1 rRNA gene is annotated in these 281 nt (G+C 50.2%); it reads right to left on the bottom strand.

Annotated features, from left to right (window positions below):
* A 23S ribosomal RNA gene (locus QPK98_RS15655) occupies positions 1-281 on the bottom strand; the annotation flags it as partial.

Here is a 281-nt window from a genome sequence, read left to right on the forward strand (position 1 = left end):
CGCGTTAGGACCCGACTAACCCCCAGCTGATTAGCATAGCTGGGGAAACCTTGGTCTTTCGGAGTGCGGGTTTCTCGCCCGCATTATCGTTACTTATGCCTACATTTTCTTTTCCGTCCGCTCCAGCATACCTCGCAGTACACCTTCGGCGCAAACAGAATGCTCCCCTACCACAGAATAAATCTGTCCATAGCTTCGGTAGTATGTTTATGCCCGATTATTATCCATGCCGGACCGCTCGACTAGTGAGCTGTTACGCACTCTTTAAATGAATGGCTGCT

The organism is Aequorivita marina, assembly GCF_031631895.2.
GTDB classification, from domain to species: Bacteria; Bacteroidota; Bacteroidia; order Flavobacteriales; family Flavobacteriaceae; genus Aequorivita; species Aequorivita marina.